The following is a 7,906-nucleotide window of genomic DNA, read 5'->3' as shown; positions in this document are numbered from 1 at the left end:
GTTTTCGCCACGACCCCGGCGACTGTTCGAGTTTTGTCAGGGAGATTATGGTGGTGACCCTTGCTACGAAGCGGTCTTTTCCGACCAAGGTTGGGACGGTCTACCACCTCTCTCAATATACAAGGTTGGGTTGAGGTAACGAAACCCAACCTTGCCTTTATTTCTTACCTTAATTTTTTGGGTTCCACTTCTACATTTTATTCCATAACAATATCACTATCAAAGATCAGCTTTTCTGAATCTCCTCACATCTGATCATAAATTCCTTCTTCAACCTAACGGTGAAAACTGGAATATTGCCAATCTTTCGGAGCGTTTACTAATCCATGATGCACGGTATTCGAGATGATTAACAAAATCTCAATAAAAAAACCCTTGACAAATCCCCACACTTGACAGATACTTATATACAGAATGGGAATCCGTGCCTGCCTGCAAACCCTCTTTTTTCAGGTTAGATAAGCGTCAAGAAAATAAAAACCTAATACCTGACCAGTGCTAAAGAGGATAGGTTATGACAACTAAAGACTTATACGAACAGGACTATCTTGCTTGGTTAGAAGAAACGGCCAAACAACTGCGACAAAGACAGACAGATGTATTAGATTGGGAACATCTCGGAGAAGAAATCGAAGCATTGGGGAACCAACAGAGACATAAAGTAGATAGTTATCTCCTACAATTACTCATTCATCTGCTTCTCTATCAATACTGGCCGGAGGAACGAGAAAGATGTGCGCGGGGATGGCAGGACGAAATCGGTAACTTTCGGGTGGAATTAGAACTTTTATTGGAGTCGAAAACCCTTTATAACTATTTTTTAACCAGAATCGCCGTTATTTACCCCAAAGCAGTGAAGCGAGTCCGACAAAAAAGCCAATTACCGGCCGCTATCTTTGCCGAAAGCTGCCCCTATAGTCCCGAACAAATCCTCGATTCCGATTTTCTCCCCTGAAATTCCGGCAGATTTTTTCAGAAAAACCCTTGACAAATCCCCGCACTTGACAGATACTTATATATAGAATGGAAATCCGTGCCTGCCTGCGAACCCTCTTTTTTTAGGTTAGATAAGCGTCAAGAAAATAAAAACCTAATACCTGACCACTACTAAAGACTTATACAAACAAGACTATCCTGCTTGGTTAGAAGAAACGGCCAAACAACTGCGACAAAGACAGACAGATGTATTAGATTGGGGAACCAACAGAGACATCAAGTAGATAGTTATCCCCTACAATTACTCATCCATTTGCTTCTCTACCAATACCGGCTAATGTCTTCCCTAAGCTGTACTGAATTTAAATTGCGTATTGGATGTTTGAGTACAAATGCTCAAACTCCTTCTCCCTGCTCCCAAGTCCAGTGCAGTCTTAACGAGTAATTTAGATAGTCAACAGCTTACCAGTCAAATTCCAGCAGATTTTTTCCCAAAAAAACCCTTGACAAATCCTCGCACTTGACATACACTTATATATAGAATGGGAATCCGTGCCTTCCTACAGACCCTCTTTTTTCAGGTCAAATAAGCGTCGAAAAAATAAAAACCTGATAACCGATCCCTAACTACCTATAAGCTTTTCACCCAATCACTAATCAACTGGTTAACCTCTGTGGGAATTTCATCGTGGGGACAATGACCGGCAGTTAGATAATATTCTGTGAGAGAAGGATAGTATTGACGGAATTTGGATCCGCGTTCCCTAGTATTCATCCAAGGGTCCCCCTCACCCCATAACATCAACAGGGGACAACTTAACTTTTGCAGGAGAATATCCACATTTTCCCCCCGGGGAGACTTAAACACAGAAGCAAAAACTTTGGCTGCTCCCGCATCCAGGGAAGGACGACGGATATCTTCTATTAACTGCTCAGTAATGGCACTGCGATCGAGATATACTTTCTCTAGGGTTTTGCGGATAGTTTTGGGTTGACGGGTATAGAGAAATAAGAGATAACTGGCCCAGGGTTGCAGCAGGACTGATCGCAGTAATTTTTGTGCTAAATTAGGCTGACGATTGCTTTCTGTATCGCTAAAGGGACCGGCGCTATTGAGGAGAATTAATCCCCGAACATTCTCAGAGTGATTAGCAGCCACACAGAGAGAAGCGTAACCCCCCAGAGAATTACCGGCTAAAACCGTCGGTTGGCCCACAACTTCCTTGATAAAATCATTTAATTGTTGCTGCCAAAGACTGCCACTATAGACAAGATCCGGTTTAGCTGATCTACCAAATCCTAACAGATCGATCGCCCATACCTCCCATTCTGAGGCTAAACCTTGCAGATTTTTTCGCCAATGGTCGGTAGAAGCGCCAAAACCGTGGACTAATAATAAAGGGGGTTTTCCTGCAACTCTAGTACCCGCTTGCACATAGTGTATCGAATTTCCTTGCCATTGCCAATTTTGCTTTATCGTCAGAGCAGCTGTATTCATCGGCTGTTTTGTTAAGTAATGTTAATAATTCTTAGTCTAACCGATTGAGAAACTGGAGACAAAGCTAGAGATTTTTAGCCAAACCCCTTGACTGAAAACGGAACTTGACATACACTTATATATATAATGGGAATTCGTGCCTGCCTGCAAACCCTTCATTTTTGGGCAAATAACCCTAAAAAACACTCTCAAAAAAATCTTGAGCAGGATTAATCTCCTAGTATGGGTGGCTAACCCTAGAGAATTACTCCTGAATCATCGGGACAGTTTTTTCCTAATTCTGATATAACAGCTATGAAGATTTTGACGATTTTACAGGGATTAATCGACAAAAATCCCTTAACTGACGCGGATATAGAAGAACTACTAGCGATCGAATCCTTAAATTTTCACCAGACTAACCCTCTCATCCTACAGGAAAGGGCGGAACTATTAATGATTCTCTGGCCGCGAGTCTGGCAAAAATGTCAGGAGTTAGGGATAAATCAGCCAAATCAGATTTTGATCAGCTGTTGGCGCTTGTGGATTCCTTGGGCGCTAGAGCTACGCAGCCACGCAAAACCGTTGATTCAAGGCATTTTGGCTCCCCAAGGCACGGGGAAGAGCACTTTAACATCCATAATGTCGATTATTTTAGCCTATTTTGATTTAAAAGTAAATAATCTCTCTTTAGATGATATTTATAAGACCTATAATGAGCGAATAAAATTGCGTGAAAGGGATGAAAAATTGCGCTGGCGTGGTCCACCGGGTACTCATGATATAGCATTAGGAATTAAAGTTTTAGAACAGGTTTGTCAGCAAGAAAGTCCGATTTTAATCCCGCGTTTTGACAAGTCACTGCATCAAGGACAAGGAGATAGAATTGCACCGGAACAAGTGGAGGGAGTCGATATTCTTTTTTTCGAGGGTTGGTTTGTGGGCATGAATCCAATAGAAGAAACAGTCTTTGATCATGCCCCCGATCCGATTAATAGCGAAGAAGACCGACAATTTGCCAGGGATAATAATCAAAGATTGCGAGAATATCTACCTCTCTGGTCAAAAATTGATCGCTTACTGATTCTTTATCCCCTTGACTACCGTTACAGTTTACAATGGCGACAGGCAGCCGAAACAAAAGGAGGTATGACCCCATCAGAAATCGAGGAATTTGTCAAGTATTTTTGGAAAAGTTTACATCCGCAATTATTTCTGCCACCCCTGCTCAAACAAGCGCATCTAGTGGTAGAAATTAATCAGGATCATAGTCTGGGAAAAATCAGTAATGAGTAATGATGGCATGACTTTCATTTATTATATTCTCCCCACTCCTGTCTCCTGTCTCCTGTCTCCTGTCTCCTCTTTCCCAACTGATAAAGCTTATGATTGAAGTGGAACATCTGAGTAAAATTTATGGTTCGACCACGGCAATTAGTGACGTGGATTTTACCGTAGAAAAAGGAGAAATACTCGGTTTCTTGGGACCGAATGGAGCGGGAAAAACCACGACTATGAGGATTTTATCTGGTTATATTCCTGCTACAACAGGAACAGCAAGGATAGCAGGATACGATGTGCATCAACAATCCTTAGAAGTGCGTCGTCGCATTGGTTATCTTCCTGAAAATCCCCCCTTGTATCCAGAGATGACCGTGGAAAGTTTTCTTGATTTTGTGGCACGGATTAAAGGTATCTCATCGGGGGATAGAAAAGCGCGGGTAGATTTAGTTTTAGGTAAATGTCAGTTACTAGAAAAAAGAAAAGTTATTATCCGCAAGTTATCCAAAGGTTATAAACAGCGTGTGGGAATTGCCCAAGCGATCGTACACGATCCACCGGTAATTATTTTAGATGAACCGACAGTAGGATTGGATCCGAAACAGATTATCGAGGTGAGAAATCTAATTAAAAGTTTAGCGGGAGAACATACAATTATTCTCTCCACTCATATTTTACCAGAAGTGAGTATTACCTGCGATCGAGCGACAATTATTAATCGGGGTCGCATCGTAGCCAATAATATTACTACTGCTACCCCTGCTGGTTCCAGTTATGAAATTGAGATCGAAGGTGATAGGGATTCACTGTTAGAAATCCTGCAACAAATGCCGCAAGTCGAACAAGCAGCAAAAGTCGGCGATAACCTGCTCAAAATTGTTGGTCAAGCGGGGACAAACCTAGGGGCAGAACTTGCTAGAATAGTTGTCAACAATGGTTATAACCTATTAGAAATGCGTCGCACGCGTAAAACCCTAGAAGATATCTTTCTGGAAGTAATCGGCAGCGGGGAAAGTAACCAGCAAGAGGAGAGACATGATCAATAATATCTGGGCGATTTTTCGCAAGGAATTTCAAAGCTATTTTACCGCCGCCAATGCCTATATAATTATGGGGATATTTTGGTTAGTAGCGGGATTTTTCTTTAACTCCCTTCTCTACGGCATTATTCTCGATATTGGTATTCAAGAACAATCGGGATTTCTGGTAGCCAGAGATACGGTATCTGAATTTATGACCACTTTCATCGGCATTATTTTATCCTCCTTATTGTTGGTAATTTTGCCGGCTCTGTCTATGGGATTATACGCAGAGGAAAAAAAACAGGGAACCCTAGAACTTTTAGCCACTTCTCCCCTGACTAATTGGAGTATAGCCATCGGTAAATTATTGGGAGTGCTGGCCTTTTTTACCGTGATGATTACCCCCCTCTGGATTTACGAAATAGTGGTTTTTAGTACCGCAGTTCCCCCAGTAAATATAGCCAGTATTTTACTAGCTCATCTAGGATTAATTTTACTGGCAGCCGCCATCCTAGCCATCGGGATGTTTATATCTTCCCTCACCAATAGTTCTATCCTTGCTTACATTATCACCTTTATCACCATCTTATTTATCTGGATACTGGATGTAATTGCTAACAATGCCGAAACCTTCTTTCGAGATCGCATTGGGGGAGAAGTGGGAGAACAGATCGGATTTTTCCTAAAAGAATTACTCTCCCATCTATCTTGGTATCAACCCTTTAACAATTTCGTGCGGGGAATTTTTGACAGTAGTAGTTTAGTCATCCTCCTCAGTTATATTCTGCTGGGAATCTTCCTAACTACTCAAGCGATCAAAGCAGACCGTTATCAAAGAAACTAACTATGATATCCTGGCAAAAATACAGTAAATTTCTCTATATACCCGCCCTCTTTCTGGGTAGTGCTGGCTTAACAGTAGGGTTAATCTCCGGTCAGTGGTCATCCCTATCTCTGGGGTTATTAATTGCCGGGGCTATTCTGTTTCTAGGGTGGCTGTTGTTATCAGTAATCACTCAGAAAGACTTTTGGCAAAAAAGAAGTACCCGCACCGGCACTCAAACCCTCATTACTACTATTATTGTCCTCAGCGTTATCGGTTTAATTAACTTTCTCGCCCTCCGTTATCCCTATCGAGTTGATTTAACCGAAAACCAAATCTTTAGTTTATCCCCCCAAACCGAAAGACTATTAACCAATCTGTCAAAACCCGTCAAAGTCTGGATTTTTTCAACCCGGGGAATCAGTGGCAACGAAGAGGAACTTTTAGCCAATTATCAACGCAAAAATCCCCAATTTCAGTACGAGATAGTTAACCCAGAGAAAAAACCCAATATCGCTCAGGAATTAAAAAAACTAGCTGATGATAATCTGTCTAGAGTCTATCTACAGTATGGTGACAAAAAACAACCCCTAAAAACTATTAGTGAAGAGGAAAGTCTCACGGAAGCGAAACTGAGTAACGCCATCGAAACCGCTCAAACTAATCGCACTTTAACCGCTTATTTTCTGCAAGGTCATGGAGAAAATGTCATCAAAGAGCCTCAAGGTGGATTAGTGCAAGCAGTCAATAGTTTAGAAGCAAAAGGTTATCAAGTAGAACCACTTAATCTAGTGGAACGTTCCACCATTCCCAATAATGCCGATGTCATTATTATTGCCAGTCCCAAAAGAAAAATATTTCCCCAGGAAGTCACCGCTTTAAAAAAATATCTTGAGCAAGGGGGCAAAATTTTATTAATGATTGACCCCCAAACCGAAACCGGATTAGAACCCTTATTAACCGCTTGGGGTGTGAAACTAGATAATCGGATTATTATTGATGCTTCCGGTGCTGGGGAAATAATCGGTTTAGGTCCGGCTAGTCCCATTATTACCAATTACGGCAATCATCCGATTACTCGCGATTTTGCTAACGGTATTTCTATCTTTCCCTTTGCTCGTCCCATCGCTACCGTTCCCATCGAAGGAATTGAAGCCGTATCTTTAATGATTACTAATGATAAAATGTGGGCTGAGAGTGATTTAAATGATCAGAATCTCCAGTTTAACCCTGAAAAAGATTTAGCCGGTCCTTTTGATCTGGGAGTTGCTCTGACGGGAAAAAAAGGTAAATTAATCGTGATTGGTAATGCCAGCTTTGCCAGCGATGGACTATTTGAACAACAGTTAAACGGAGATATATTTTTAAATTCTGTGCAGTGGTTAGCCAGTGGTGAAACAGCCACCTTATCTATCCGAGCTAAGGAACCAGAAAATAGAAGAATTAATTTAAATCCCCTGCAAGCTAACGCTATTTTTTGGATAGCGATAGTAGTGATGCCTTTAGTCGGATTTACCCTAGCTGGATTGACTTGGTGGCAACGTCGTTAATCGAGTTAGAATCTAGAAAAATCATCTATCTTATTTATCCTAACTGCCATGACCACAACCCAAACTATCCCCCAATTGTTGACTTTTGATGACTATATTAATCAATATCCCGATGATGGACAACAATACGAATTAATCGCAGGAAAATTATTAGCCATAATGCGACCGATCGGAAAACACGAAGAAATTGGCGGATTTGTTTCTGGAAACCTATTCTTAGAGATAAATCGGCAGCAATTACCCTATTTTATCCCCAATACTGCCGCAGTAAAACCCCTTCGCCCCCATACAGGTTATCTACCCGATATTATTGTCTTAGACAGAGAAAATCTAGTTAATGATCCCTATTGGGAAACCGCTTCCTCAATTTCTCTGGCAACATCAGCTAAATTAATTATTGAAATTGTCAGTTCCAATTGGCGAGATGATTATCTGAAAAAATTCGACGACTACGAACAATTAGGAATTGCCGAATATTGGATTATCGATTATTTAGCCAAAGGTTCAGCCCGATATATCGGCAGCCCCAAAGAACCCACCATTTCTATCTATCAATTAATCGATGGAGAATATCAAGGTAATTTATTTAAACAGGATCAACGTCTTATTTCAGGGGTTTTTCCAGAGTTAAACCTCACTGCTAATCAAATTTTTCGTGCTAGAGCTTAAAGAAAACCCCGTATTTTTAAGTAAGTAGTTATAATTAAATTGAAGATAGATTTTGCCTCTGATCCCCCCTGCCCCCCTTGATAAGGGGGGTGCCGATAGGCGGGGGGATCCCCCTTGATAAGGGGGGTGCCGATAGGCGGGGGGATCC

At 41.4% G+C, this 7,906-nt stretch carries 7 protein-coding genes and 1 pseudogene; 7 read left to right on the top strand and 1 reads right to left on the bottom strand.

Features of this window, described 5'->3' with window-relative positions; all coding sequences use genetic code 11:
* The first annotated feature begins 514 nt into the window (after positions 1-514).
* On the top strand, positions 515-955 hold the full coding sequence (locus IQ234_RS18885) for a DUF29 domain-containing protein (protein ID WP_193958208.1): 441 nt from the start codon (positions 515-517) through the stop codon (positions 953-955).
* Between the two features lie 142 nt (positions 956-1,097).
* Positions 1,098-1,267 (top strand): annotated as a pseudogene (locus IQ234_RS21850) (DUF29 family protein); the annotation flags it as partial.
* A gap of 300 nt (positions 1,268-1,567) precedes the next feature.
* On the opposite strand, the gene IQ234_RS18875 reads toward IQ234_RS21850, so the two are convergent.
* On the bottom strand, positions 1,568-2,434 hold the full coding sequence (locus IQ234_RS18875; RefSeq protein ID WP_193958207.1) for an alpha/beta fold hydrolase: 867 nt from the start codon (positions 2,432-2,434) through the stop codon (positions 1,568-1,570).
* Positions 2,435-2,728: 294 nt separating this feature from the next.
* On the opposite strand from IQ234_RS18875, the gene IQ234_RS18870 reads away from it, so the two are divergent.
* From IQ234_RS18870 to IQ234_RS18850, 5 genes are all read left to right on the top strand, one after another.
* The gene (locus IQ234_RS18870) at positions 2,729-3,709 is read left to right on the top strand and encodes an ABC transporter ATP-binding protein (protein WP_193958206.1); all 981 of its coding nucleotides are present in this window, start codon (positions 2,729-2,731) and stop codon (positions 3,707-3,709) included.
* Positions 3,710-3,798: 89 nt separating this feature from the next.
* Positions 3,799-4,740, top strand: a complete 942-nt coding sequence (locus IQ234_RS18865; RefSeq protein ID WP_193958205.1) for an ABC transporter ATP-binding protein — start codon at positions 3,799-3,801, stop codon at positions 4,738-4,740.
* Entirely contained in the window at positions 4,730-5,560 is an 831-nt protein-coding gene (locus IQ234_RS18860) for an ABC transporter permease (protein WP_193958204.1), read from the top strand. Before IQ234_RS18865 ends, IQ234_RS18860 begins: the two co-directional genes overlap by 11 nt.
* Before the next feature lie 2 nt (positions 5,561-5,562).
* On the top strand, positions 5,563-7,089 hold the full coding sequence (locus IQ234_RS18855; RefSeq protein ID WP_193958203.1) for a GldG family protein: 1,527 nt from the start codon (positions 5,563-5,565) through the stop codon (positions 7,087-7,089).
* A 48-nt stretch (positions 7,090-7,137) separates the two neighbouring features.
* Positions 7,138-7,758: a Uma2 family endonuclease gene (locus IQ234_RS18850; protein WP_193958202.1), complete on the top strand. Its 621-nt coding sequence runs from the start codon at positions 7,138-7,140 to the stop codon at positions 7,756-7,758.
* Positions 7,759-7,906: the final 148 nt, after the last annotated feature.

The organism is Microcystis aeruginosa LEGE 91341 (genome assembly GCF_015206885.1).
In the GTDB taxonomy this organism is placed as follows: domain Bacteria; phylum Cyanobacteriota; class Cyanobacteriia; order Cyanobacteriales; family Microcystaceae; genus Microcystis; species Microcystis aeruginosa_H.
This window is presented reverse-complemented; position numbering and strand designations above follow the sequence as displayed.